The organism is Bradyrhizobium sp. AUGA SZCCT0283, assembly GCF_018130385.1.
Taxonomy (GTDB): domain Bacteria; phylum Pseudomonadota; class Alphaproteobacteria; order Rhizobiales; family Xanthobacteraceae; genus Bradyrhizobium.
The window spans coordinates 398,565-422,893 of sequence record NZ_JAFCLU010000002.1; the positions used below are offsets into that span (position 1 = coordinate 398,565).

The following is a 24,329-nucleotide window of genomic DNA, read 5'->3' on the forward strand; positions in this document are numbered from 1 at the left end:
GATGGCCCGGTCCTTGCTGAACTGTAGCCGAGAGCTCAGCGCGAGGGTCGCCCGTGGTTAGTGTCACGTCAGAAGTATCGGCAAACACATCTTTTCAGAACGTGGCGGCGAGGTCCGTCCGGCCGGATTCCGAGCCGTCCGCCGGAAACGACAGCTTCGCGGCGTTGGTCGACAGCAATACGGCCGCCAGCAACAATGACAATCGCATCCAGGACAACGCGCCCGCCTTGCGCCGCTCCGACGAGGCGCAGGCCGCGTCTGACAACCGCTCGCGCGACAATGCTGCCGCATCGGACAAGGCCGCGCGCAATTCGAATGATCGCAACGCCGCGGCCAAGGCACGCAGCGACAAAGCACGCGACGACAAGACACGCGACGAGGGCAAAGTCGACGCCAACGCCGATACCGATACCGACAGCAAGGCCGCGCCGACCCGCCGCGCCAAGTCGAAGTCCGACGCGGCAAAGTCGGATGGCGCGAAGTCCGACGAGACGACACAGGCATCTTCCGGCGACGCTTCCCCGGCAACCGATCAGACCGGGACCGCGCAGGATGGAACGACCGTGGTGACGGTCGACGCCATTGCCGTTGCCATCCCTGCCGCCGCAGCGCCGGCGGCGCCGGCTTCCGCGACACAAGCAACCGACAAGGCGACTGCGCCGCTTGCCATCGCTGCGGCAGCGATCGCAGCCTCCGCCTCGCTCGCCGCCGAGGCGGCGCCAGCTGCTGCCACCGCTGACGCCGCGCAGGCCGACGGCGGCGCGCAGGGCGGCATCGGCCAGGCCGTCAGCGCCCAGGCCACATCCGCCGACCCGTCCATCACAACCGGCATCGCTCAGGCCGCAGCGGTGGTCGCGGCGACGCCCGCCGCCACCAAAGCCGCCGTTCAGCTCAAGAGTCCCGATCTCGGCAGGAAAGGCGCCACGACGGCAGTTGAGCAGGCCGGCACCACCGATACCGCCGCCCCCGCAGCACCTGCCGCGGACACCATTGTGCCCGCCGTCACGCCGCCGACCGAAGCCGCAGGCAAGCCGAAGTCCGAGAATGGCATCGCCAACGCCGTGAACGCCGACGCGTCAGGCAATTCCATCGCGCCGCCAGCCGCCAACGCCCAAGGCAACGCGCATCTTGCCGCCCCCGATATCGGCCAGTCGCCGGTCAATTCCTCCGGCAACGGCCTGCAGGCCGCCGGCGCAATCCAGGCGCAGCAACCGGCCGCTTCCGCCACGACGCCGGCTGCCGCGACCCAGCTTACCGCCACCGCCGCCGCAAGCGCGCCAGTACCGGTGAGCGGGCTTGCGATGGAAATCGCCGCGTCTGCCAAGAGCGGCAAGACCCGCTTCGAAATCCGGCTCGATCCCGCCGAACTCGGCCGCATCGACGTCCGCATCGATATCGATCGCCACGGCCAGATGACGTCGCACCTGACGGTCGAGCGGCCGGAAACGCTGTCGATGCTGCGCCAGGACGCCAACCAGTTGCAGCGCGCACTCGACAACGCCGGACTCTCGACCGGCAATGGCGGCCTGCAGTTCAGCCTGCGCGACCAGTCCTCGCAGGGCCAGAACGACGGCAACCAGTCCAATCCCAACGCGCATCGCCTCGTCGTCAGCGAGGAAGACAGCGTGCCGGCCATCGTCGCCGGCCGCAACTATGGCCGCATGCTCGGTGCGAGCGGCGGCGTCGACATCAGGGTTTAAGGGAGATCGCCATGGCAGTTGATGCAACCACGCCGACAACGGTCGTCTCGGCGCCCGCGACCGGCACCGCCACCAGCAACAAGACTGGGTCGACGGCAACGACGGGGATCGCGGATAACTTCCAGACCTTCCTGACGCTGCTGACCACGCAGCTCCAGAACCAGAACCCGCTCGATCCGCTCGACACCAACCAGTTCACCCAGCAGCTCGTGCAGTTTGCCGGCATCGAGCAGCAGCTCAAGTCGAACGAACAGTTGAAGGCGCTGGTGGAGATCGAAAAGAGCGCGCAGGCGACGCAGGCGCTGGTCTATGTCGGCAATACCGTCGCCGTCGACGGCAGCAAGGCGGCGTTCGACAAATCGGCGACCTGGAATTTTCAGTCCGAAAAAGATGCGACCGCGACGATCACGATCACCAGCTCGACCGGACAGACCGCCTATACCGGCGATTTTTCCCTCACGCAGGGCAATTCCAGTTTCGTCTGGGATGGCAAGGGCAATGATGGCGTCCAATGGCCGGCGGGCACTTACACCATGACCGCCACCGGCAAGGACAGTTCCGGCAACAGCGTGGCGATCTCCACCGAGGTCCAGGGCGTCGTCGATTCAGTCGATCTCAGCGCCTCCCCGCCGCTGCTGTCGATCGGCGGCCAGAGCTACACCACCGACAAGATCAAGCGCGTGGTCCGTTCGAGCGCCTCCAGCTAGCCGCCACTCGCATCGTTTGATCCGCCATTTCCGGCCCGGCAATCCCTGATTGTACGCAAAAGCGTCACAGGGAACCCGGGGCCGACGTATTTTCCGTCATTTTCAAGGAGATTCGTATTGAAGCCGTGGGCTTAGGCAAATTTTAAGCCGACGGGCGTAGGTTGTCATGGTGAGTTCAGTGGTTGAGAGTTTGTGAGTACGCCATGACAGAACCCCATCGCCCGAGGGTAAAATACGTCATCGGGCCTGACGGCAGCCCGTTAACAATTGCCGACCTGCCCGCGCCAGGCACCAAACGGTGGGTGATCCGCCGCAAGGCCGAGGTCGTCGCAGCGGTCCGTGGCGGCCTGCTCTCCCTCGAGGAAGCCTGCAGCCGTTATACCCTGACGGTCGACGAATTCCTGTCCTGGCAGTTTTCCATCGATCAGCATGGTCTGGCAGGCCTCCGGACCACCCGGATCCAGCAATATCGGCAGTAAACTCTCCCGAACCGAAAGATTTGATGAAAACCGGCTTCGTTTTGCGAAGCCGGTTTTTTTCATGCCGGAACTATTCGCGGCGGCTTTAACCGTTGTTAACCATATGGAAACCATCCCCTAGGCAATAATTGCCCAGTCGGTCCCTGGGACCGAATCCCTGGGGGCGGTTGGTGCAAAGTCTCGTTGCTTTCCTGAGAGGCCTGGGCGCGTCGCGGTTGATGGCCATGGTCGCGGTGACGACCGCGCTGCTCGGCTTCTTCGCCTTTGTTATCATGCGCGTCACGACGCCGCAGATGACCACCCTGTTCACCGACCTCTCCGCCGAAGATTCCTCCGGCATCATCAAGGATCTGGAACGCCAGGCGATTCCCTTCGAGCTGCGCAACGAAGGCGCCGTCATCATGGTGCCGAAGGACAAGGTCACGCGGTTGCGGATGAAGCTCGCCGAAAGCAATTTGCCCAAGGGCGGCGGCGTCGGTTACGAGATTTTCGACAAATCGGACGCCCTCGGCACCACGAGCTTCGTCCAGAACATCAATCATTTGCGCGCACTGGAGGGCGAACTCGCCCGCACCATCCGCGCCATCGACCGCATCCAGGCGGCCCGAGTGCATCTGGTGCTGCCGGAGCGGCCCCTGTTCGCGCGCGAGGCGCCGGAGCCGTCGGCCTCGATCGTGCTGCGGGTGCGCGGCAGCCTCGAACCCCAGCAGATCCGCGCCATCCGCCACGTCGTCGCCTCCGCCGTGAGCGGATTGAAGCCGCAGCGGGTGTCGATCGTCGACGAAGCCGGCCGGCTGCTGGCCGACGGCGCCGGCAAGGATGCCGAGATCGCCGTCGGCGACGAGCGCCGCACGGCCTACGAGAAGCGCATACGCAACGAGGTCGAGGCGATCGTCTCCTCGGTGGTCGGCCAGGGCCGCGCCCGCGTCCAGCTCACCGCCGACTTCGACTACAACAAGGTCACCCAGACCTCGGACAAGTTCGATCCCGAGGGCCGCGTGCTGCGCTCCAGCCAGACCCGCGAGGAATCGTCGCTGACCGCCGAGAACAACGGACAGGTGACGGTCAACAACGAACTGCCCGGCAACCAGACCAACACCACCGGGCCTGCGGCCCGCGACCAGAGCAAGAAGAGCGAAGAGACCAACAATTACGAGATTTCCCGCACCACCAAGACCGAGGTCACCGAGGCCGGACGGGTCAACCGGATCTCGGTCGCGGTGCTGGTCGATGGCGCCTATACCAAGAACGAAAAAGGCGAAATGGTCTATCAGGACCGCAGCAAGGAACAGCTCGACCGCATCGCCACCCTGGTCCGCTCGGCGATCGGCTTCGACCAGAAGCGCGGCGACCAGGTCGAGGTCGTCAATCTCCGCTTTGCCGAAGCGCCGTCCGTCCCCCCGGTCGTGGAGCCGGGCGGGCTGCTCGGCATGCTGCAGTTCACCAAGGATGACGTCATGTACGTCATCGAGCTCGGCGTCATGATGCTGCTCGGCCTCGTGGTGCTGTTCATGGTGATCCGCCCGCTGGTCAAGCGCATCCTGGCTGCCGAAGTCATCCCCGCTTTGACCCAACCGGCGCCTGTCTTGATCGAGGGCAACGGGCCAAACGGAGAACTCGGGCCCAATCAGGCCTTGCTCGGCGGCACCAGCGGCACCGCCCAGTTGATCGACGTCGCCCAGGTCCAGGGCCAGGTCCACGCGCAAGCCGTGCACCGGGTCGGCGAACTGGCCGAACGAAATCCGAACGAGACCGCTTCCATTGTTCGCCAATGGCTCAGCGAACCCGCCGAGTGACCTGACATGGCCGTACCGCAAACCACAAATGCCAACGACATCACCACCGTCATCTCGGCGCTCGCGAGCCGTCAGGCGAACCGGCCCAAGGGCAAGCCGCTGAGCGGCCCAAAGCGCGCCGCCATCCTGATGCTGGCGCTGGGCGAGCAATATGGCGGCAAGGTGTGGGGACTGCTCGATGACGACGAGGTACGCGAACTGTCGATCCATATGTCGACGCTCGGCACCGTCGAGGCCGACATCGTGGAAGACCTGCTGCTCGAATTCGTTTCGCGGATGTCGGCATCCGGCGCACTGATGGGCACCTTCGACGCCACCGAACGGCTGTTGCAGCAATATCTGCCGTCCGAGCGCGTCACCGGCATCATGGACGAAATTCGCGGCCCCGCCGGCCGCAACATGTGGGAGAAGCTCTCCAACGTGCAGGAAGAGGTGCTCGCCAACTATCTCAAGAACGAATACCCGCAGACCATTGCGGTGGTGCTGTCGAAGCTGAAGCCGGAACACGCCGCGCGCGTGCTGGCGATCCTGCCCGAGGATCTTGCGCTGGACGTGGTCGGCCGCATGCTGAAGATGGAAGCGGTGCAGAAGGAAGTCATCGAGCGCGTCGAGCAGACGCTGCGCACCGAATTCATGTCCAATCTGTCGCAGACCCGCCGCCGCGACGCCCACGAGGTGATGGCCGAAATCTTCAACAATTTCGACCGCCAGACCGAAACCCGCTTCATCACCTCGCTGGAGGAGGAAAACCGCGAATCCGCCGAGCGCATCAAGGCGCTGATGTTCACCTTCGACGACCTCATCAAGCTCGATTCCGCCTCGGCCCAGACGCTGATGCGCAATGTCGACAAGGACAAGCTCGGCATCGCGCTGAAGAGCGCCAATGAGGAGGTGCGCGCCTTCTTCCTCGGCAACATGTCCTCGCGCGCCGGCAAGATGCTGATGGACGACATGGCCGCGATGGGACCGGTGCGGCTGCGCGACGTCGATGAGGCGCAGGCGCTGCTCGTCAACCTTGCCAAGGACATGGCCGCCCGGGGCGAAATCACGCTGACCAAGAACCGCGCTGACGACGAGCTGGTGTACTGATGGCCGCGCCCGCAAAATTCCTGTTCGACACCGACTTCGCGGCGCCGGACAAGGCGCGCGAACGTGCGGCGACGGCCACCGAGATCGCGCAGAAGATCGCGGAGGCCGAGGCACGTGCCTACCGGGCCGGCTACGAGGCGGCCCAGCACGAGGCAAAGGTCGAGAGCGACCGCCGCTCGGCGCTGGCGCTGGAAGAGATCGGCATCACCATCCGCGGCATCGCCACGCGCTTCTCCGGCATCGAGGCCAGGATGGAAACCGAGGCGGTCGAAGTCGCGGTCGCGGTGGCGCGCAAGCTGTGCAGCGAACTGATCGTCCGCGAACCGCTCGGTGAGATCATGGCGCTGGTCAGCGACTGCTTCTCCCACCTGATCGCCACCCCGCATCTCGTCGTCCGCATCAACGACCAGCTCTACGAGGCCGCCCGCGAGAAGATCGAACGGCGGGCAGCCCAGAGCGGCTTCGAGGGCCGGCTGGTGATCCTGGCCGAGCCCGGCATCGCCACCGGCGACTGCCGGATCGAATGGGCCGACGGCGGCGTGGTGCTGGAACGCGTGGCCATCGAAGCGAAGATCAGCGAACTCGTCGGGCGCTATCTGGCGTCCCGCGATCAGGCCGGAACGTAAAGGCCATGAGGACCGAACCATGAGTGACACCGACGCACAGGTACCGCTACCCGATCTCAACGCCGCGGACGCCCCGCCGATCGACGATCTGGCCTACAACGAGGACGAACAGGCCTCGCGCATCGCGGCCGACCTCGAGGCCGTGTTCGACGTCCCGGTGCAGGTCTCGGCCGTGCTCGGCCGCTCCAAGATGGACGTCGGCGAACTATTGAAGCTCGGACCCGGCACCGTGCTCGAACTGGACCGCCGCGTCGGCGAAGCCATCGACATCTACGTCAACAACCGCCTGGTGGCGCGTGGCGAGGTCGTGCTGGTGGAAGACAAGCTCGGCGTGACCATGACGGAAATCATCAAGGCGGAACGCGGCTGACAATTTTGAGGACACGCGCCGTGAACGGCGCGAACAGACGGACAGGAGATAAAAAATGCGGCTTCTCATCGTTGGCACATTGAAGGGCCAGCTCACGACCGCCACCAAGATCGCGATGGACAACGGCGCCTCGGTGACCCACGCCGAGGCGACCGAACAGGCGATGGCCGTGCTGCGCGGCGGCAAGGGCGCCGACCTGCTGCTGGTCGACGTCGCCCTAGACATCCGCGACCTGGTGATGCGGCTCGAAGCCGAGCACATCCACGTTCCGATCGTGGCCTGCGGCATCTCCAACGACGCCCGCGCGGCCGTGGCCGCGATCCACGCCGGCGCCAAGGAATACATCCCGCTGCCGCCCGATCCCGAACTGATCGCCGCGGTGCTCGCCGCCGTCGCCAATGATTCACGTGACCTGATCTATCGCGACGAAGCCATGGGCAAGGTCGTCAAGCTGGCGCAGCAGATCGCGGGCTCCGACGCCTCCGTGATGATCACCGGCGAATCCGGCACCGGCAAGGAAGTGCTGGCCCGCTATGTCCACAGCCGCTCGAACCGCGCCAAGCGGCCGTTCATCTCGATCAATTGCGCGGCGATTCCCGAGCATCTGCTGGAGTCCGAATTGTTCGGCCACGAGAAGGGCGCCTTCACCGGCGCGGTCGCGCGGCGGATCGGGAAATTCGAGGAAGCGACCGGCGGCACGCTGCTGCTCGACGAAATCTCGGAGATGGATGTCCGCCTGCAATCCAAACTGCTGCGCGCGATCCAGGAGCGCGTGATCGACCGCGTCGGCGGCACCAAGCCGGTACCGGTCGATATCCGCATCATTGCGACCTCGAACCGCAACCTCTCTGACGCCGTGCGCGAAGGCACTTTCCGCGAGGACCTGCTGTTCCGCCTCAACGTCGTCAACCTGAAGATCCCGCCGCTGCGCGACCGCCCGGCCGACATCCTCGAACTGGCGCAGCATTTCGCCAAGAAATATGCCGAGGCCAACGGCGTGCCGCTGCGTCCGATCTCGGCCGACGCAAGGCGCGTGCTGACATCGAACCGCTGGCAGGGCAACGTCCGCGAACTGGAAAACACCATCCATCGTTCGGTGCTGATGGCGCAGGGCGACGAGATCGGCGCCGACGCGATCCTGACGCCGGACGGTGACCGCCTCGACCTCGCCAAGACGCCGCCGGCCGTGGCTCACGCCACCTTTGCCGCCGAACAGGTGACGCGTGCGCTCGTCGGCCGCACGGTCGCCGACGTGGAGCGCGACCTGATCCTGGAGACGCTGAAACACTGCCTCGGCAACCGGACCCATGCCGCCAACATCCTCGGCATCTCGATCCGCACGCTGCGCAACAAGCTGAACGAATATGCCGACGGCGGCATCCCGATCACCCCGGCTGGCGCCGGTGAGCATCAGCGTTTCGTGGCGGCGGGGTAGAACCCTGCTGCCGTCATTGCGAGCGTAGCGAGGCAATCCACCTTGTCCCAAGCGGCGCCATGGATTGCATCGCTACGCTCGCAATGATGCTGAGATACCGGAATAACTCGGCGCATCCGGTTTGCGAAAGATATGAATGGGATCGCCGGGCTGCAGGTCGCGCCCGGTGAAAAACGCATAGGCATACAGCGCGAGATAGGCGATCGCGAGCGCGCCGACGCCGTAAAATGCCCATACTGCGATCCGCTTCATCGCGGATTTTTAGAATGACCGCCCGTAAAAGGCCAGCCCGTTCGTGCCGGTCGGTTTATCCGCCGAAGCCGCTATCCCGCCGCCACCTTCTGCGCCGGCGCGACGTTGATCGCCAGCTTGCCGTAACGGTCCTTGAAAGCTTCGGTATCGATCTCTTCGAGCTGGATCGCACCGCTCATGACGCCCTTCTTCCACGCGTCATGTTCGGGATCGTTCTGGAATTCCGGCATCACTTCCTTGGCGAACAGTTCTAGCGATTCACAGATATGCTCGTGCGTGTTCCTGCCGGCCTGGTTGAGCAGGATCACCTGATCGATATGGGAAGAGCGGAACCGCCGCAGCTTCCTGCGGATGGTTTCCGGCGAGCCGATCAACCCGCCGCGCAGCGCCGCCTCCTGCGCCTCCGGGTTGTCGCGTTTCCACTTGTTGTACTCGTCCCACATGTTGACGGTGCCGGGGTCCGGGCGCTGCCGGTTCTGCGCGGCGCCGTAATAGCGCAGCGCGAACTGGAAGAAGGTGGCGCCGTCGGCGCGGGCGCGGGCTTCCTCGTCGGTCTTGGCGCACATGAAGAACGAGACCAGCGCCATGTTCGGGTTGATCTCGTAATCGGCGAGCTTCTTCAGCCGCTTGGTGATGGCGTTGTAATAGGCGTGCACCCAGGCATGCGCCGCATCCGCGCTGACGAACTGGAAGCCCAGCGCGCCAAAACCGTTCTCGCCGGCGCGCTCGATGGTCGGCAGTTGCGAGCAGGCCATCCACAGCGGCGGATGCGGCTTCTGCACCGGTTTCGGCACCACGTTGCGCAGGGAAATGTGGAAATACTTGCCGTGATGCTCGGTGCCCACTTTCGTGAACATCGGAAAGATCGCCTGCACCGCCTCTTCGAACACCGCGCGCTTGGTCTCCATGTCGCGGCCGAACGGCGTCAATTCGGTAATCGACGCGCTTTCGCCCATGCCGAATTCGCAGCGGCCATTGCTCAGGAGATCGAGCACCGCGACGCGTTCGGCGACCCGGGCGGGATGGTTGGTGGTGAGCTGGAAGATGCCGTGTCCGAGCCGGATCTTCTTCGTGCGCTGGCTGGCCGCGGCGAGGAACGATTCCGGCGAGGGAGAGTGGGAATATTCCTCGAGGAAATGATGTTCCACCACCCAGGCGTAGTCATAGCCGAGCCGGTCGGCGGTCTCGAGCTGGGTCAGCGCGTTCTGGTAGAGCCGGAGCTCGTCGCCCTCTTCCCATGGGCGCGGCAGTTGCAGCTCGTAAAAGATGCCGAATTTCATGACGCCTCCCAAGGACCGCTTGTTGTTTTCGGTCAGTGTATTCGCCATGCATCCCAAGTCCAGCGTCGACCGCGAAACAGCAATTCCGTGGCGCGGAAGCAGCCTTGCATGGAACGCGCGAATGGTTAGCTTTACGCTTCCGTTGAGTCGCGGCCTCACCGCCCGCTCTGCTCTCCATCTGGACCCCATGACCACGTTCACGCCGCACCAGGATTCCGCGCTGAAGGCCGTTGCCGACTGGCTGAAGGCCAAGCCGGGGAGGAACGGCACGCCGCCGGTGTTCCGGCTGTTCGGCTATGCCGGCACCGGCAAGACCACGCTGGCGCGGCACATCGCCGACGGCGTCGATGGTGAGGTGAAGTATGCCGCCTTCACCGGCAAGGCGGCGCTGGTGATGCGCAACAAGGGCTGCGACAACGCCTCCACCATCCACTCGCTGATCTATCGCGCCAAGGAATCCGGCGTCGAGCAGCCGAGTTTTGAGCTGTGGGACGACGCGCCTGCTTCCAAGGCAAAACTCATCGTGATCGACGAATGCTCAATGGTCGATGCCGAACTCGGCCGCGACCTGATGTCGTTCGACTGTCCCCTGCTGGTGCTCGGCGACCCCGCGCAATTGCCGCCGATCCAGGGCGGCGGCTTCTTCACGGACTGCGAGCCCGACGCGATGCTGACCGAGGTGCATCGCCAGGCGCAGGACGATCCGATCGTGCGGATGTCGATGGATATCCGCGAGGGCCGTGAACTCGAAATCGGCCGCCATGGCGAGAGCGAAGTGGTGCCGCGCAGCGAGCTCGATCCGGATCGCGTGATGAGCGCCGACCAGGTGCTGGTCGGCCGCAACAACACCCGCCGCGCCTACAACACGCGCGTTCGCCAGAAGCAGAACATCGAGGATCCCTTTCCGGTGGCCGGCGACAAGCTGGTCTGCCTGCGCAACAACCGCAAGAAGGGCCTGTTCAACGGCGGGCTGTGGCGGGTGAAGTCACGCGCCCAGCCGCGGGCGAAATCAAAAATCCTGACCATGCGGCTCTCGCCCGACGAGGAGTTCGGCCACAAGGTGACCAAGGTCTCGGTGCGCCATGATTGCTTCGAGGGCGGCATCGAGGCGATCCCGTGGGAGCAGCGCAAGCCGTATGACGAGTTCGACTACGGCTACGTGCTCACCGTGCACAAGTCGCAGGGTTCGCAATGGGACGACGTGGTGCTGTTCGACGAGAGCTTTGCGTTCCAGGACAGCCGGGCGAGATGGCTCTACACCGGCATCACGCGGGCGGCGAAGCGGCTGAGCGTGGTGGTGTGACGGTCGAGTCTACTTCCCCGCCACGAAGTAAAAATCCTCGCGCCCCGGCAGCGAGCCGTAGGTGAACGGCTGCTGCGTGCGATTGGTGGCCTTCCAGACGTCATCACGGACGATATCGAACAGCTTTCGCACTTCGATCTTCGGTTCCTTGATGACGCGCGCGAGCACCGTGGCGAACGGACTGTTGAGGGAATCGCCGTCGAGCGCGGTCTCGCCGTGCTTGGCGGCGTAGACCACCATGAAGCCGGCCTCCGGCTCGATGTTGGAGAAACCGCGGTTGACCAGCTTTAGCGCAATCGTCCGCTGCATGGTCTTTTCGAAAGGGTTGTCGCGGCAGGCGTCGAGCATCACCAAGCGCAGTTTCCGCGCGCCGGCAACGGATGCGATCACCTGCTCAAGGGCGACCGCCTGCGTCTCCGCGTCGCTGTCGGCCTTCAGCCTGGCGTCGACCGGGATCAGATAGTTCACGCCGCCGATCTCCATGCCGTGACCGGCATAATAGACGACAGCCCAGTCCGCCTTTTCGGCCTCCATGCCGAATTCGTGCAGGGTGGCGAAGAATTTATCCCGGGTAAGATCGGGCACCAGCGTCACCGTGGCAAAGCCAAGCTCGCGAAAGGTCGACGCGATCAGTTTGGCGTCGCGCGGCGGATTGGCCAGCGGAGCGACATTCCTGTAGGCGCCGTTGCCGACGATCAGCGCGACCTTGCGAGGCCCCGCCGTTTGTGGCGTCGACGGCGAAGCCTTGCCCGCAGGCGTCGGCGCGACCGTGCCCAGCAAGGCTTCCAGCCGCTCCTTGGCGATGGCGCGAGCAAGCGTGGTGTCGATGTCCTCGCGCCGCGCCTGCACGGCGTTGGCCGCCGAGCGATAATCGGCACGTGCGGCGGCGAGGTTGCGGCGTTTCTCGAAAAGCTGCCCGCGGCCGACATAGGCGCGAACGTAGTTCGGATTGATCTTGAGCACCTGGTCGTAATCGTTGAGGGCGGCGTCGAGATTGCCCTTGCCGAGATAGGCATTGCCGCGGCTGGTCAGCCCGTAAACATTGTTCGGTGACTTCGCCAGCGCCGCGTTGCAGTCAGCGATCGCGTCGTCGAACCTGCCCATGCCGGTGTAGGTAATGCACCGGTAGGCCGGAACTTGCGGACCGTCGGGATTGACCTTTTGCGCCTCGGCGAAGTCGGCGAGCGAGGCGTCGTACCGCTTCATCAATCCTTGCAGGCGGCCCCGGTTGTAATGGTGCAGGTAGCGGCTCTGATCATTGAAGATGTATTTGACCGCCAGGTTGAACTCGTCGAGGGCTCGCTGCAGCTCTCCCCTGCGCATGAAGATCAGGCCACGGTTGTTGTAGGCACTGCCGTAAGTCGGACGCAACTGCAGGCACAGATCATAATCGGCGAGCGCACGCTCGTCGTCACCCTTGTAGCTGTAGGCAATGCCGCGCGCGTTGATGACGCTGATATTCTGCGGCGCGATCTCGTGGGAGGCGGTGAACGCCGCGATCGCGCCATCGTAATCGCGCTTCTTCACCAGGGAGTCGCCGCGATACCAGAGGGCCGCCGCCCGGGAGGTGCCGGTGATCTTCTCGTCGGCGATCACGCTCTCGCAGGCCGCCAGGCGTGCGGCGGGTTCCGCCGTGGAATTCCGGCACGTGTCGATATCGCCCGCCGCCAGCGCGGGGTCGGCGGCGGCGAGCGTGACAACACCTAACAACAATCCCCGCAACATCGGCGGAACGCTCCAGCGCATGGATTTTGGTCGCGGCGCGCGACCAGCGGTTCATTGTGGAAAGACAGGCCCGCACCGGTCAAGCGCGACCGGTCGCCCCTCCTTAAGGCCTTGCGCGGGCGCAGTTTTATTCACGAACTCGTGTGGCGCGGGCTGTAACAATCCGCTGGCCACGCCGTATCTTGGGCATCGGAGAGAGTTGAGCCAATTGCGAAACGCCGATCCCGCTCTAGACTGCCCCCAACCATTGCCGAAAGAGGAAACCATGTCCCCTCGCCATCTCAGCCGCCTGTCGCTGTGCGCTGCAGCCATCGGCGCGCTGGCCATCGCCGCGGTCGCCATCAGCCCCTCGCGCGCCTCGGAGGAAGCCGTCATCATTCCACCGCCCGCTATCGACGTGCAGGCGGCCGACGGCATTCAGACCGCCGTGATCGCCGGCGGCTGTTTCTGGGGCGTCCAGGGCGTGTACCAGCACACCGCCGGTGTGCTCAACGCGCTGTCCGGCTATTCCGGCGGCAGCAAGATGACCGCGAACTACACCATGATCGGCACCGGCACGACCGGACACGCCGAGGCGGTCGAGATCAAGTACGATCCGAAGAAGATCAGCTACGGCAAGATCCTGCAGATTTTCTTCTCCGTCGTGCACGACCCGACGCAGTTGAACCGCCAGGGTCCGGACACCGGCACGCAATATCGCTCGGCGATCTTCACCGCCAATGACGAGCAGAAGAAGGTGGCGGAGGCCTATATCGCCCAGCTCAACGCCGCCAAGGTCTACAAGAAGCCGATCGTGACCAAGGTCGGCCCGCTACAGGCGTTCTATCCGGCGGAAGACTACCACCAGGACTACCTGACGCTGCACCCGAACCAGCCCTATATTGCCTTCAACGACATCCCGAAGATCGAGAATTTGAAGAAGATCTTCGCGGAGAACTACATCGAGAAGCCGACGCTGGTGAGCAAGGCGAAGGTCACCAACTAAGGAGAGCAAATGTCCGACACCAAAACATCCGGCAAGGTCGTCAAGAGCGAGGCCGAGTGGCGCCGCGAGCTGACGCCGATGCAGTACGCCGTGCTGCGCGAGAAGGCGACCGAGCGGCCGTTCTCCGGTGAATATGAGCACGAGCACCGCAAGGGCACCTATACCTGCGCCGGCTGCGGCCAGACGCTGTTCGAATCCGATGCCAAATTCGACTCCGGCTGCGGCTGGCCGAGCTTCACCGCGCCCGCCGTGGACGGCCATGTCGACGAAGAGCGCGATGTCAGCCACGGCATGATCCGCACTGAAGTATTGTGCTCGAAATGCAACGGCCATCTCGGCCACGTTTTCCCCGACGGCCCCGGCCCGACCGGCCTGCGCTACTGCATCAATTCGGCGGCCTTGAAGCTGCAGCCGAAATAGTTCGGCAGCGATCCACGCGTCATGCGCGGGCTTGACCCGCGCATCCATCGCGGAGAATCCTTTCAAAGGAAGATGGATTGCCGGGTCAAGCCCGGCAATGACGGCGGAGATCATCAACTTTGTTTCGAACCGGTTCTTCACTCCGTGCGACCAAGAGCTGGTCGCGCGGGGTTTCTGTTTGGTGGGACTCTTCCGCCGGTTTGCCCCGTACGCAAACTTAAGGAAAATTTCGAAATGCACATTTCCAAACGTCTGCTGCTCGGTCTCAGCGCGGCCACCCTCATCATGGAGAGCCTTGTGATCCAGCCTGCCTTTGCCGCCGACAAGGTCTCCCTGTTCAAGGTCATCACCGCCAAGGACGAGATCGTGATCGGGATCAGCGAGGGCGATCTTGTCCAGATGGAAGGCCAGAACGCCGGCGGCGTCGCCAAGATGCTGGTCGCCAAGGGCTCGATGAGCGCGTGGCAATACGCGGTGCGCAAATCCGCCGGCGGCGATCTCGAACAGGCGCCGCTGCACAAGATCGGCCTGATCGCCACGGACTCCCTTCGCGTCGAGCCCTATGCGACGCCTTTGAAGGTGCTGTCGATCGACGAGGCGAAGAAGTGACGACGTAGTCATCATTCCAATCTGCGTATCCCCCTTTTTCGGCGGATCGACCAAGGACTCGTGGCCCGGAATATGCTCTGATCCGGGCTGCGGGAGCGTTTTGGGGAACGCCCGCGAGTCTTCGGGGAGCGCGCCATGTCGCTTGGAACGATACTCGTCATTATTCTGATCATATTCCTCCTCGGCGGCTTCTCCGGCCGTTTCCGGGGATATGGCTACGGCTACGGCCATTCCGGCATGGGCCTCGCTGGCGTGATTTTAATCGTGCTCCTGATCCTGCTGCTGCTCGGCAAGATTTGAGCCGTTAAGTCATTGAAAAAACTTGATTAAACTTTTGTTCCCCGCAGCCATGCGTGGATTCATCATCACCCCCGATCCGCTCGTTCAGGGGTCGCATTTTTGTCAAAGAAGCTTATATTGGGCCATGAAATGACGTGCACGGCGCGGCCCGCGATTGTGGCCCCACCGTCATCCAATCCCCATTGCTCAAACGCAAGAGCCGAAAAAGATTGAGGTCACCGTCCATGCGTCCCTTCAGCTACAACACCGCCGCCGAACTGTTTCCCGCCGCGATCCGCAAGAAGAAGCGGGCCGGTTTCGCCTATCGGCGTTTTGGCACCGCGGCGGAGGCGGTTCGCTTCGCGATCGAGGAATTGCCGGCGGACTCGCTGAACGGCGCCTATCTGCAGGTCGAGGAAGCCCGCTTCGACCAGAGCGGCATCCGCTCGCTCTATGAAAGCGAAGCCTTCCCGCTGCCGCGCCGTCCGCGTGCGCCCGCCAGCGCCGAAGACAAGGCCGACGCGGCCTGAGCCTCTATATTGTCAAACAGCGCGCTCCCGGAGTTCATCCCGGGGGCGTTTTTGTTATAGCGTTTTCGAGCGAAGTGGGTGCCGGTTCGCGCGAAGAAAACGCGTCAAAACAAGAATCCAGAGCTTCGATTCTGATGTAATCAGGCCGAAGCTCTAGCGCGGCTGCCGGTCGAGCCAGCGCTTGAGCATGCGCACATTGCGGACGTTGGCGCGGAACATGACGTCGAAGGCGTCGCCCGCGACCGGCACCAGGCCGACCACGCCGTCAACCGCGACATTGGCGAGCATCCGCGCCGTGATGTGCCAGGGCGCCCCGAGCGCGCGCGCCTCCTGTACTACCCACAGCGAAATCGCCGTCGTGATGATGTCGCCGACCACGGGGATCAGCCCGATCAGCCCGTCGATGCCGTAGCGGAAATTGGTGCCGGGCACGATGAAGGCGACGTCGAGCAATTTGGCGATGGCATCGAGCCGCGCCAGCCGCTGCTCGCGCGTCAGGTCGCCGAACGGATTGGCGGCGGAATGACCGAAATCGAACCGCAAGCCCTCGAACTGCGTGCGCAGGCTCGCATCGGGGATTTCGCGCCCCTCCTGGTCGATGACAGGGCCGCGCCCCGCCGCACGCCCGCGGAAGGGCTGCTCGGTGCGCGAACGAGGGGGCACAATGATATCGTCGTTTGACATGGTCATCACATGGTAACGCGAATGCGAGGCGCAAGTTGCGTCAAATTATCGCTCGTTTTGATCGCAGATCCAGCGGCGGTCTTTGAGGAATACGCCTACCTCCCCCGCGCCGCCGTCGGTGTCAGGCCGAAGCGGCGGCGGAAGCAGCGATTGAAATAGGACAGATCGTTGAAGCCGCATGCGAAGGCGACATCGCTGATGCGCCGCTCGCCGGCATGCGCCAGCAAGTCCGCCGCCTTGCGCAGCCGCAATTCCAATAGCCGCATGGTGAAGCTGGCGCCGGCTTCATAGAGCAATTCGTTGACATAGCGCTCCGACAGGCCGGCGGCGGCGGCAAGTTTCTGCGCCGAGAAATCCGGCTCCGTGAAGCGCTTTTCCAGGATCATCAGCACGGCCTTCAGCCGCACCGCGCGCACGCCGCCGCGCCGCGCGGCGCCAGCGACATCGCTGCGCGCGCCGAGGCCGAGCGCCGCCAGATCCATCAGATGGCTTGCAATGGCAAAGCCCGCCTCGTCGACGGCGCCCGGATGGCGCAGCAACAGATCGCTGTAATCCATCGCCAGCGACAGCGCCCCACCCGGCTCCAACTCGCGGGCGACCAGATCGTCGACATCAGACACCATCGCCTTCAGCGTCGCCATCGGCAGATGCACATTGGTGAAGCGCTTTTCGTTCATGCCGTCGGCCGCGAAGAACGGCTCGTCGAGCTTGAGCAGCGCGATCGATCCCGGCCGCATGGTGAATTCGCGGCCGCGATGGGTGACGCGGGATTCGCAGGCACCGGTGTTGCGCGCCAGGCAATAGCGGTCGTCATTGGTCGCCAGCACCTGGCGCTTTTCGCGCCGCACTGTGGTGAAGGTGCCGTCGCAGCGGCCGAGCATGGTGGTGCCGACATGGATCGAATTCATCGCCGCGCGAAACGGCACGTCCTCGGCCGGATCGAGCTCGCCGGTGTTGGAGAAATGCTCGAACAGCTCGGCGAAAAACATGAAGCGCTGCCGCTCACTCAGGCCCTGCGGCAGCATGTCGGTCGACAGCATTTTCTTGAGAACGGGCATCGGCGGGAAGTTCTGGTGGCAGGCAGTGCAGTCTGGCCACGGCCGGATGAACGCCGGCTGAAGGCCCCGCAGCCTACAACCATTTTGTTCCTGATTAAATCAGGATCAAAATGGCTGTAGGTCTTTTGTTTTGACGCGTTTTCTTTACGCGAACCGGGTGTCCACTTCGCTCGAAAACGCTGTGGCAATACGGCCTTGCGAAGCAAACAGCGCCGGACAGTCCAAATCCCCGATCTTCCGGCGCCTGCCAGTCCAAGACGCGGCCTGCGACCGGGCTTAACCGTGCGGCGGCAGCGGCCGCCGGGGGCTGCCGCATTCCGCAACCGGAATGGCCAGCGTTGGACAACCTCAGAGGAGACCAGGAGATGACGACATCCTTCACCCGCAAGGCGCTGCTCGGGACCACGATCGCCGCCAGTATGGGCATCGGCTACGCCATCGGCGCGCAGCCGCACATGACCGCCAGCATCGGCCTCTTGCAATCGGCCCGCGCCGAACTCGGAGCCGCGACGCCGAACAAGGGCGGCCACCGCGAACGCGCGATCAAGCTGATCGATCAGGCGATCAGCGAGGTCCGCGCCGGCATGGCATTCGCCGGCGGCTGACGGCAGGCAGCTTGTTGAACAGATCGGGAGAGATTTCATGAACAGACTGATCGCCACCGCTTTCGTTTTCGGCATGATCGTCGGCAGCGCCCATGCGATGCCGATGGCGCCGCTCGCGCCCGCCACCAGCAGCGACGTTATCGAAGTCGCCGGCGGATGCGGCCGTGGCTGGCACCGCGGCCCCTATGGCGGCTGCCGCCGCAACTACGCCCAACCCTGGCTGCACGCCTGCCCGCGCGGCTGGTATCCCGGCCCCTTCGGCCGCTGCCGCGCCAACGGGACGTGAGGCGCGATCGGCAACCTTCCGCCCCGACCCCGGAATTTACCGGATAGACCGGCCGCGAAAAAAATCTAGAGTTCAAGCCTCAACCATGGTTGGAGCGGCTCGGGGCTTTCAATCACGTAAAGCGTATTGCAATCACATGCGCATGAGCGGCGGGCCGAAAGGTCCGCCGTTTTTGTTGCGTAGCCGGCTGGTCCAACGTCGTCCGCGCGAACGCACGGCCCACCGCTTTATCCGCGTCATTGTGAGCCAACGGGTCGCGCGAATGCGCGCCCGATGACAGGCTCCGCAAAGCAATCCATGGCGCCGCACGCGGAGAGGTGGATTGCTTCGCTGCGCTCGCAATGACGGCTGGACGAGCTTGCGCGTTCTCGCGGCGCGTGTCGCCCGAGGTTTGCCTGAAACTTTCTGCCCTCTTGTTCAGAGGGCGCAGGGAAGACCGGGTGCACGCTGCACCCGCGGTCTCATGTGCAAAGCGCACTTGGCAAAGCGCACATGAGCATACAGGTCCAGCGGAAACACTCCGGCCTTCCCTGCGCAATGGCTTTACGGTTTACTTCGTGCTCTCCCCGGTGAACGGCTTTCTTGCCACCGTCGTCCTCAAGAAGCTTGCTTCTCAAGAACCTGACGCCAGCACCGCGGCGTCAGGACCACACGACTTCGCCGTACGCTCAAGCCACACACGTCAGTCGCAGCTCTCGCGTCCATCGCATCTCACCGCACGTTCGTGACGATGGCCAACGCCCCTCATCCGCCGTGAGACAAGCGGTGTTATGCCGATGATTTGCTCTCGAAGTTAAGCGGAATATTTTTGCAAAAGGGACTGGACAGGTTTTTGGTGATTTGCCCGTCGTGCCAATTGGTCGCAGGCCGCTGCAAGAAATCGTGCTTGCGCGCAAAGCAAATCAGTTCGCAGGCCGAAGGGTGGGCAAAGCGCAAGCGTGCCCACCCTCGATACGCGCATTCGATGATGCTGGTATCCCGGCCCCTTCGGCCGCTGCCGCGGCAACGGGACGTAAGGTTTCATCGCGAGACGATACTGCATCACGGGCGGCGGATCGAAAGGTCCGCCGTTTTTCTCTTTCGTCATTGCGAGCGAAGCGAAGCAATCCATATCTCAACGCGGGGATAGGGTGCGCGCTGCTGCACCCGAATAGGTATCGCTTCGCTCCACCCATCCTATGCTCCAGTTCACCCCTGACAGGCTTTTCCTGACATCCGTGAGGCGGGCTTCATTCTAATATGCCGTCGGCATGCACGCAGCGGATGGAATGCGCGCAGCAGGCCGATCCAAGTCATCAGAACCATCTTCGGGCGTATCGGCAGCACGAGGTGAATCCAGGTGAAGAAGTTCGTCCATTCCGCAATCACGTTTCTTCTTGCCTTGGGCAGCGCGTCGTTCGTGGCGTACGTGATGGCGCACATCGCACACGACAATCTCGGCATTCCCGGCTCCGCACTTCGGGAGCAGGCCCTGATCGGCGCGGGCGTCATCGTTGGCCTTGTCACGATCGAGTTGCTTGCCAGCAAGGAGAGGTAGCAGAGTGGACCCATTGAGGACCATCGATCAGGCCATTGCCGTCATCTTCTACATTGGAAGCGCCAGCGTGACCGCATTTTTGACGGCGCTCTTTATCCACTACGGGCTGGACGTCGCCCCGGGGGTATTAAGGCTCGACGCCCTCATCGCGGCTGGTCTGCTTGGCGTTGCATTCCTGCTCGCGATGGCAAGTTCTCACGGCGAAGAGGAGTAATTGCGGGAGCTATCGCGAAATCTGTATTTCCTTATCGGGGGGCTTTGGATGTTCAGCAGCAACACGGCCGATCGCCGGCCATTAGCGTACTGTGCTCCGTGTTCGGAACGAACGCCGCATCGTTACGAACGATTGGGCGTCAACGGCCGGCAAACGTCCAGGGCCATCTGCCTGGTTTGCAGCAACGACTCACGCGGCGACACCGCCCAGCAAGAGGCAACCCAATCGTCTCCTTAAGCGGGACAGGACGTCCGCCCTTCGACGGCTGACAGGTTTTTCCTGACGCGCCGGCACGAGATTGCACTCTAGGATGCCGGCGGGTCGACGAACAGGGCGATCGAGGGGACGAGGAGTACGAAGGGTGGGCCGAACCAAGAGCAAATCGATCAAGCCATCCCGAACCGAGCAACTGCATGAGCGGGCGGTTTTCTTCAGGCGGCTGGCGGACGGCGCAGGCAACCTGAAATTTGCGACAAAGCTTCAGGCGTTGGTGGACGAGTATGAGAGGGAGGCCAGGCGAGCCGCGTCACAAACGGAAGCGCCTGGTACCCCGCAAGAGCTCGAAGGCGCTTCTGGCACTTATCCGGAGCATCACACGGATCACTGATGCAGCCGTCCCCGGCATCCGGTTTTGCGCGATCACATAACATCAGCCCACGGCATGGCAACGCAATACGTCCCCGACGACATCAGGGACTTCATATTGAAACACATCGTTTCGGTGGCACAAATCGAAGCACTGCTTCTCATCTGGTCCAGCCCCGAGGAGCGATGGGGATTGCGTCAGATTGCGGCCCGCATCTACACCAGCGATACCGAAACGGCAAAGGCGCTTGGTGGACTCTGTGCCGAGGGATTGCTGGTTTGCGTAGATGGAGTTTTTAGCTTGAACAGGTCAGCAGAAAACGTCGAGATGATTCGAAAACTTCAGGAAGTCTACGCCCGCTACCTCATTCCGGTGACCGATGTCATCCACGGCAAGTCCCGCAGCGCTCCATCGACTGCCGGGGCTTTCCGGCATCGGAAGGACTGATGGCGATGCCCGCGATCATGTTCGGTCTGTGCACCGGAGCCCCCGCATGCACTGCGCGGGCGCCGCATGTCTGGCACAGGATGGTTGGCCTGGGTACGCTTCTGATCGCCCTGTCCCTGGCGCAATCATCCTTCGCGCAAAAACTCTATCCCTACGAACCCCTGATGATGGATCCTTACTCCACCATCTACGTCAACGACGGCTCCTGTTCGGCCGGCAAGGTCTTGAAGGTGCAAGGCGCGCCACGAAATCATCGCCGGAAGAAGAGCTGCGTGCCAATGAGCGATCTGCAGGGTGTCCCGCGTACGGGCACAGTCAAGTAGCCGACCATCTCCAACGGGCAACTGGTACGCCTGAAAAAGCTCCTCGCGCGCCGGCCCGAGGACATGCACGGGAGCGGCTGCTCGTTACACTGCCGGCAACTCGTGTTCCGATCGCACTCAGTTGGGAGCCGCGAGCCAGCCTCGCGTTATGCCGTAGCGGACGATATCGGCGCGGCTGTGCAGCCCCTTCTTCTCGGATGCCCGCGCCTTGTAGGTCTCAACACTCTTGACGCTCACTTCCAGCTCTCCGGCGATTTGCTTGTTGCTGAATCCCTGCGCGACGAGCTTGAGCACGTCCTCTTCGCGCCGGCTGAGCTCCCCGCCCTCGCTATCGCCCGCCAACGCGAACTCGGGAGCGCTCATCGATGCCTTCTCGGCTATGGCGGGATCGAGGTAGATCGCTCCCTGATTGACCGCCCGGATAGCGCGGAGCAATTCTTCTGCGGCCGATCGCTTCAAAAGATATCCCCTCGCTCCCGCTTCAAGAACCGGGTGAACATAGGCACGATCCTCGTGAACGGTCAGGGCAATGATCTTGACCTCCGGGCACCGCCGGCTCACCCGACGCGCGAGTTCCATACCGCTGATGTCCGGCAGCGATAGATCTATGACCGCAATATCGGGCATGCATTCGCAAATGGCCTTCAAGCCCGCCGCCCCCGTATTCGCCTCGCCGACGAGCTCGACCTCGGGCACGCCCTGCAGCAGCGCGCGTATGCCGGCGAGCACGACCGGATGATCATCGACGAGCGCAATGCGAATGGGCGTCATGCGGCGGTCTCCTGCACTTCAAGCGGGATCTGGACAAAGATCGTGCTCCCTTTTCCCGGCGCCGACTCCACCGCTATCGTGCCGCCGAGCAGGGCGACGCGCTCCTTCATGCCGGATAGGCCCAATCCCGAAGCCTGCCCCGCGCCCGAAGCATTCCGGCCGACGCTTTCCGGGTCAAAACCTATGCCGTCGTCCTCAAGAACGAGCGCCAGCCCTTCCGGTTTCTTCTCGAGCACAATGCTGACCTTGCTGGCCCTTGCGTGCTTCAGAACGTTGGTCAATCCCTCCTGAACGAGCCGGTACAGCACCGCGGCCACATCGGGAGGCAGCGGATGGTCGCGCCCGAAGGTCTGGATATCGACACGAATGCCGTAGCGTTCCTGCCATTCCGCAACATAGGCTTCCATCGCCTTGAAGATACCGAGGTCATCGATCGCCGTCGGCCGCAGGTCAGAAGCCGTGCGATGAATGTCACGGCCGATCTGCGCGGCAAGCTGTTCCAGCCATCGCACTTGCTCGGTCGCCGCCTCGCCATTGCGGCCTTTGGCCAATCCCTGCTCGAGCGCTTTCAGGCCGAGAGACAGCCCCGTCACCGTCTGCCCGATCTGGTCGTGCAGTTCCCGCGAAATCCGGCGCTGCTCCTCCTCCTGGGCCGAAGCCAGACGTCGAAGCAGATGAGACCGTTCGGTCTCCGCGCGTTTGAGAATGTCGATGTCGGCCAATACGCCGTGAATCACATGACGCCGGTTGGGCGGCCCCTCCGCCCTTCCCGCCGCGCGCAACCAATACTCCCCACGATCGTCGGACTGAATCGGAAACTCGACACTGCTCGATCTGCCGCTCTCGAGGCAGTCGTTAGCGAACGCAGCCAGCGCAGCGCGGTGCGGCGGCTCGACCAGCGCGAAAATACGGTCCGTTGACCATCGGGTTTCTCCCGACCGCGCGCCTGCCAGGCCCAGAAGCGCGCAGAAGCGACTACAGCCGCTGAATTCGTTTGCGGACAGATCCCAGCGCCATGTACCGAGTTCGGCCGCATCGATCGCGAGCGCCCCTCGCTTTTCACTGTCCAGCAGTGCCGCAGCCGACTGAAGCGCCTCCAAACGTCGCCGCTGCGCAATTTCCCGGGCGATCACCAGACCGAGGGCGATGGCGAGGCCCACGCTCGCCGCCGTGCCGCCGAACAACAGCCGCAACGAGCGGGATACTGGCGCATTCAATTCCGACACAGGCACGCCGACATGGACCGACCACCCATCCGTGCCGGCCAGCACGCGGTGGACGGTTTCAACATCAATGCCCTCACGCGTCTGCGTTCGTGGCGAGTTCGAGCCGCCGCGCGCCATGGCTTCCTGTACGGCAGGTGTCGTCGCGCCCGCCTTGGCGATTCTTGTGTCAGGCGTGCGCGCGACCATTTTCTCCTTGGCGTCGATGACGGTGCCAGCCCATCCGGTGGGCAGTCCCGCCTGGCCGAGAATCGTGCCGATCTGATCGGGCAACAGCCCGACGGTCAGGACGTAGCGGAGCTCGCCATCCCTGATAACGGGGACACGCAGGGACACGAGCTGCTTGCCGATGGCGGCCTGATACGGGCCGAGCCCGCCGAGCACCGGCTTTTGTGTGCGCAGCACGGCATTGAAGCTTTCGGCGTCGGTTACCGGACCGAGCGGGGCGCCGAGCGGCCGCAGCACGTTCAGGACCTGCTCCTGATCCGGCTTCGTCAGCGCGGCGGTTTCCCACAGCGGGCGGGCGGCCACGATCCGGGTTGCCTCGAGATAGAAATCCTGAAGATTCCCCCGGTCGAGCGCGGCCGAGCTTGCAAGCGTCTCAGCCACCTGCAATTCACGGGAAATTTCGCCTTCGATCCGGTGCGCCACTTGCGTCAGCGCTTCGGTGGCGGCCTCGCGGGCGTAGCTTCGTTCCTGATCGGCGGTGATATACGCCATCCACCCCCCGAGAAGCAGGACCGGGATGGCGGCCGTGAGAACGAGGGCTGTGAAAAGCCAAACGCCTTCCTTTGGTCGGCCCGAACCGGAGGAAAGCCTGTTACTCAACTCCGCGATCTTGGACGCGCGCATGTTCTTTCGCCAGCGAGACTGACAACGCTGTGGGCTCCCTTACGTTGCATTCCCCGATCGGACCAGCCTGACATTAGTCTGCCAAGCGCTACGTTGGCGGCTGAGGTCAGGTAAACCCTGACACGCACAGCCGCGGTCTCGTTTTCCGGGTGCCCCTG

At 63.5% G+C, this 24,329-nt stretch carries 28 protein-coding genes; 21 read left to right on the top strand and 7 right to left on the bottom strand.

All coding sequences use genetic code 11. The annotated features are described in order from the left end of the window. The first annotated feature begins 101 nt into the window (after positions 1 to 101). The 8 genes from JQ624_RS38420 to JQ624_RS05375 all read left to right on the top strand — a co-directional run bounded on the left by JQ624_RS38420 (position 102) and on the right by JQ624_RS05375 (position 8,202). Positions 102 to 1,700: a flagellar hook-length control protein FliK gene (locus JQ624_RS38420; RefSeq protein ID WP_312014380.1), complete on the top strand. Its 1,599-nt coding sequence runs from the start codon at positions 102 to 104 to the stop codon at positions 1,698 to 1,700. Positions 1,701 to 1,711: 11 nt separating this feature from the next. Next, on the top strand, positions 1,712 to 2,407 hold the full coding sequence (locus JQ624_RS05345; protein WP_212417788.1) for a flagellar hook assembly protein FlgD: 696 nt from the start codon (positions 1,712 to 1,714) through the stop codon (positions 2,405 to 2,407). A gap of 203 nt (positions 2,408 to 2,610) precedes the next feature. Continuing rightward, positions 2,611 to 2,886, top strand: coding sequence for a DUF1153 domain-containing protein (locus JQ624_RS05350; RefSeq protein ID WP_002714638.1), 276 nt, complete (start codon positions 2,611 to 2,613; stop codon positions 2,884 to 2,886). Between the two features lie 170 nt (positions 2,887 to 3,056). Continuing rightward, positions 3,057 to 4,682, top strand: coding sequence for a flagellar basal-body MS-ring/collar protein FliF (gene fliF, locus JQ624_RS05355; RefSeq protein ID WP_212417789.1), 1,626 nt, complete (start codon positions 3,057 to 3,059; stop codon positions 4,680 to 4,682). A 6-nt stretch (positions 4,683 to 4,688) separates the two neighbouring features. Then, positions 4,689 to 5,771 (top strand): flagellar motor switch protein FliG, encoded by a 1,083-nt coding sequence (gene fliG / locus JQ624_RS05360; protein WP_212417790.1) that lies wholly within the window; start codon positions 4,689 to 4,691, stop codon positions 5,769 to 5,771. After that, complete coding sequence (locus JQ624_RS05365) at positions 5,771 to 6,397, top strand: FliH/SctL family protein (protein WP_212417791.1); 627 nt, start codon at positions 5,771 to 5,773, stop codon at positions 6,395 to 6,397. The genes fliG and JQ624_RS05365 overlap by 1 nt, the downstream gene beginning before the upstream one ends. A gap of 19 nt (positions 6,398 to 6,416) precedes the next feature. Continuing rightward, positions 6,417 to 6,767: a flagellar motor switch protein FliN gene (gene fliN / locus JQ624_RS05370; protein ID WP_212417792.1), complete on the top strand. Its 351-nt coding sequence runs from the start codon at positions 6,417 to 6,419 to the stop codon at positions 6,765 to 6,767. Between the two features lie 55 nt (positions 6,768 to 6,822). Then, positions 6,823 to 8,202, top strand: coding sequence for a sigma-54-dependent Fis family transcriptional regulator (locus tag JQ624_RS05375; RefSeq protein WP_212417793.1), 1,380 nt, complete (start codon positions 6,823 to 6,825; stop codon positions 8,200 to 8,202). 72 nt (positions 8,203 to 8,274) lie between these two features. Here JQ624_RS05375 and JQ624_RS05380 read toward each other — a convergent pair whose 3' ends face one another. Next, positions 8,275 to 8,454 (bottom strand): hypothetical protein, encoded by a 180-nt coding sequence (locus JQ624_RS05380; RefSeq protein ID WP_212417794.1) that lies wholly within the window; start codon positions 8,452 to 8,454, stop codon positions 8,275 to 8,277. A gap of 71 nt (positions 8,455 to 8,525) precedes the next feature. Then, complete coding sequence (locus JQ624_RS05385; RefSeq protein ID WP_212417795.1) at positions 8,526 to 9,734, bottom strand: LLM class flavin-dependent oxidoreductase; 1,209 nt, start codon at positions 9,732 to 9,734, stop codon at positions 8,526 to 8,528. Positions 9,735 to 9,921: 187 nt separating this feature from the next. Here JQ624_RS05385 and JQ624_RS05390 point away from each other — a divergent pair, with 187 nt between their 5' ends. Next, complete coding sequence (locus tag JQ624_RS05390) at positions 9,922 to 11,037, top strand: ATP-dependent RecD-like DNA helicase (RefSeq protein WP_212417796.1); 1,116 nt, start codon at positions 9,922 to 9,924, stop codon at positions 11,035 to 11,037. 9 nt (positions 11,038 to 11,046) lie between these two features. Here JQ624_RS05390 and JQ624_RS05395 read toward each other — a convergent pair whose 3' ends face one another. Further along, entirely contained in the window at positions 11,047 to 12,762 is a 1,716-nt protein-coding gene (locus JQ624_RS05395) for a caspase family protein (RefSeq protein ID WP_212417797.1), read from the bottom strand. Positions 12,763 to 13,027: 265 nt separating this feature from the next. Here JQ624_RS05395 and msrA point away from each other — a divergent pair, with 265 nt between their 5' ends. The 5 genes from msrA (at position 13,028) to JQ624_RS05420 (ending at position 15,585) form a co-directional block, all read left to right on the top strand. Continuing rightward, entirely contained in the window at positions 13,028 to 13,747 is a 720-nt protein-coding gene (gene msrA / locus JQ624_RS05400) for a peptide-methionine (S)-S-oxide reductase MsrA (RefSeq protein WP_212417798.1), read from the top strand. Between the two features lie 9 nt (positions 13,748 to 13,756). After that, positions 13,757 to 14,167, top strand: a complete 411-nt coding sequence (gene msrB / locus JQ624_RS05405; RefSeq protein ID WP_212417799.1) for a peptide-methionine (R)-S-oxide reductase MsrB — start codon at positions 13,757 to 13,759, stop codon at positions 14,165 to 14,167. A gap of 234 nt (positions 14,168 to 14,401) precedes the next feature. After that, positions 14,402 to 14,776 (top strand): hypothetical protein, encoded by a 375-nt coding sequence (locus tag JQ624_RS05410; RefSeq protein WP_212417800.1) that lies wholly within the window; start codon positions 14,402 to 14,404, stop codon positions 14,774 to 14,776. A gap of 135 nt (positions 14,777 to 14,911) precedes the next feature. Next, a complete protein-coding gene (locus JQ624_RS05415; RefSeq protein WP_212417801.1) occupies positions 14,912 to 15,076 on the top strand; it encodes a DUF3309 family protein in 165 nt (54 codons plus the stop codon). A gap of 224 nt (positions 15,077 to 15,300) precedes the next feature. Next, positions 15,301 to 15,585 carry a hypothetical protein gene (locus JQ624_RS05420; protein ID WP_212417802.1) on the top strand — a complete coding sequence of 95 codons (285 nt, stop codon included), beginning with the start codon at positions 15,301 to 15,303 and terminating at the stop codon, positions 15,583 to 15,585. A 153-nt stretch (positions 15,586 to 15,738) separates the two neighbouring features. On the opposite strand, the gene JQ624_RS05425 is transcribed toward JQ624_RS05420, so the two are convergent. Beyond that, positions 15,739 to 16,275 carry a DUF4112 domain-containing protein gene (locus JQ624_RS05425; protein WP_212417803.1) on the bottom strand — a complete coding sequence of 179 codons (537 nt, stop codon included), beginning with the start codon at positions 16,273 to 16,275 and terminating at the stop codon, positions 15,739 to 15,741. Positions 16,276 to 16,364: 89 nt separating this feature from the next. Further along, positions 16,365 to 17,327, bottom strand: a complete 963-nt coding sequence (locus JQ624_RS05430) for an AraC family transcriptional regulator (RefSeq protein ID WP_212417804.1) — start codon at positions 17,325 to 17,327, stop codon at positions 16,365 to 16,367. Positions 17,328 to 17,692: 365 nt separating this feature from the next. On the opposite strand from JQ624_RS05430, the gene JQ624_RS05435 reads away from it, so the two are divergent. The 7 genes from JQ624_RS05435 (at position 17,693) to JQ624_RS05465 (ending at position 21,325) form a co-directional block, all read left to right on the top strand. After that, entirely contained in the window at positions 17,693 to 17,932 is a 240-nt protein-coding gene (locus JQ624_RS05435; RefSeq protein WP_212417805.1) for a hypothetical protein, read from the top strand. 37 nt (positions 17,933 to 17,969) lie between these two features. Continuing rightward, on the top strand, positions 17,970 to 18,218 hold the full coding sequence (locus JQ624_RS05440; protein WP_212417806.1) for a GCG_CRPN prefix-to-repeats domain-containing protein: 249 nt from the start codon (positions 17,970 to 17,972) through the stop codon (positions 18,216 to 18,218). Positions 18,219 to 19,557: 1,339 nt separating this feature from the next. After that, entirely contained in the window at positions 19,558 to 19,755 is a 198-nt protein-coding gene (locus JQ624_RS05445) for a hypothetical protein (protein WP_212417807.1), read from the top strand. 13 nt (positions 19,756 to 19,768) lie between these two features. After that, entirely contained in the window at positions 19,769 to 19,969 is a 201-nt protein-coding gene (locus JQ624_RS05450) for a hypothetical protein (RefSeq protein WP_212417808.1), read from the top strand. Between the two features lie 361 nt (positions 19,970 to 20,330). Further along, positions 20,331 to 20,576 carry a hypothetical protein gene (locus JQ624_RS05455; protein ID WP_212417809.1) on the top strand — a complete coding sequence of 82 codons (246 nt, stop codon included), beginning with the start codon at positions 20,331 to 20,333 and terminating at the stop codon, positions 20,574 to 20,576. A 96-nt stretch (positions 20,577 to 20,672) separates the two neighbouring features. Continuing rightward, complete coding sequence (locus tag JQ624_RS05460) at positions 20,673 to 21,002, top strand: hypothetical protein (RefSeq protein ID WP_212417810.1); 330 nt, start codon at positions 20,673 to 20,675, stop codon at positions 21,000 to 21,002. Then, positions 21,002 to 21,325 (top strand): DUF6719 family protein, encoded by a 324-nt coding sequence (locus JQ624_RS05465; protein WP_212417857.1) that lies wholly within the window; start codon positions 21,002 to 21,004, stop codon positions 21,323 to 21,325. The genes JQ624_RS05460 and JQ624_RS05465 overlap by 1 nt, the downstream gene beginning before the upstream one ends. 117 nt (positions 21,326 to 21,442) lie before the next feature. On the opposite strand, the gene JQ624_RS05470 is transcribed toward JQ624_RS05465, so the two are convergent. Next, on the bottom strand, positions 21,443 to 22,096 hold the full coding sequence (locus tag JQ624_RS05470) for a response regulator transcription factor (RefSeq protein ID WP_212417811.1): 654 nt from the start codon (positions 22,094 to 22,096) through the stop codon (positions 21,443 to 21,445). Beyond that, complete coding sequence (locus tag JQ624_RS05475) at positions 22,093 to 24,039, bottom strand: ATP-binding protein (protein ID WP_212417812.1); 1,947 nt, start codon at positions 24,037 to 24,039, stop codon at positions 22,093 to 22,095. The genes JQ624_RS05470 and JQ624_RS05475 overlap by 4 nt, the downstream gene beginning before the upstream one ends. Positions 24,040 to 24,329 lie beyond the last annotated feature (290 nt).